This is a genomic window from Burkholderia guangdongensis (assembly GCF_013403875.1).
GTDB lineage: Bacteria > Pseudomonadota > Gammaproteobacteria > Burkholderiales > Burkholderiaceae > Burkholderia > Burkholderia guangdongensis.
The window spans coordinates 1-1,434 of the sequence record NZ_JACBNX010000055.1; the positions used below are offsets into that span (position 1 = coordinate 1).

Annotated in this window: 1 protein-coding gene; it reads left to right on the plus strand. The window is 60.9% G+C overall.

Annotation, left to right across the window (positions count from 1 at the left end):
• Window positions 1-129 precede the first annotated feature (129 nt).
• Window positions 130-1,149: an IS110 family RNA-guided transposase gene (locus HZI36_RS26635; RefSeq protein ID WP_179405660.1), complete on the plus strand. Its 1,020-nt coding sequence runs from the start codon at window positions 130-132 to the stop codon at window positions 1,147-1,149.
• Window positions 1,150-1,434 lie beyond the last annotated feature (285 nt).

The following is a 1,434-nucleotide window of genomic DNA, read 5'->3' on the forward strand; positions in this document are numbered from 1 at the left end:
GGAGAATGAAATGAACGCGTCCCACCCGAAACCGTGAGAGCAGAGGAAGGGGTGGATCCTCACGGGCCAACGGCATCGAAGTGCCCAGGTGGAAAATGCACGCATTTCCCGGCAACCGGAGGATCCACGATGAACAGTATGGCAGTGGGCGTAGACATCGCCAAGCACGTATTCCAGGTGCATTACGTCGATCAGGTAACCGGAGAGATCGTCAACAAGCCGCTCAAGCGAGGGAAGTTCCTCGAGCACTTCGCGAACCGTGCGCGGTGCCTGATCGGGATGGAAGCGTGCGGGGGAGCGCACCACTGGGCGCGGCAACTGACGCGGTTGGGTCACGAGGTCAGGCTGATACCGGCGGAATTCGTGAAGGCGTTCAACATCCGCAACAAGAACGATGCGGCGGACGCGCGGGCGATCTGGCTGGCGGTGCAGCAGCCGGGCAAGCCGGTGGCGGTGAAGACGGAAATGCAGCAGGCGATGCTGGCGCTGCACCGGATGCGCGAGCAGTTGGTGAAATTCCGCACGATGCAGAGCAACGGACTGCGTGGATTGCTGGCGGAATACGGCGAGGTGATGAGCCGGGGACGAGCGAAACTGGACATGGAAATACTGGCGGCACTTGGCCGGCTCGCGGAGCGTCTGCCGGCGGCACTGATCGATACGTTGCGTGAACAGTGGAACGGGTTGGCGAGACTGGACGAGCAGATCGCCGGGATCGAACGCCGTATGCGTGAATGGAAGAAAGAAGACAAGGCGGTTGCCGCGATCAGCGAAATTCCGGGCGTGGGGCTGCTGACGGCAACGGCAGCGGTGGCGATGATGGGCGATCCGAAAGCATTCAGTTCGGGGCGGGAATTTGCGGCGTGGGCCGGTCTTGTACCGAAGCAGACGGGCTCGGGGGGCAAGGTGATACTGCACGGGATCAGCAGGCGCGGCGACACATATCTGCGCACGCTGCTGATTCACGGCGCGCGAAGCGTGTTGACCCACGTGAAAGAGCCCGGCGAGTGGGTCGAGCAGATGAAGAAGCGACGACCAACGAATGTCGTGATCGTCGCGCTGGCCAACAAGATGGCACGGACGATCTGGGCGGTGCTCGCGCACGGCCGGCCGTATCGGAAGGACTACGTGAGCGTGAAGCCGGCATGAATTGAACGGCCCACGCGAGGTAGAAGATCAACGTTTAATACAGGGTGAACGTCGAAAGGTTGCGCAGCAATCGAGTGTGATGACAAGCCAGGTAGGACCGGGACTCGCTAAACCTGAATGATTCGAAGAGCGTCGAGCTCGTCAGGAGAATGAGGTGCGAGTCAGCGGATTTCATACGGGCCCGCAGCGGCACGACCGCCTGCAACAAGGCCGGATATAGAGCTGCAGCCCATCCTGTCTGTCGGAACACACGAAAACTGTTGCAAACGGGACGCGTTCATATAG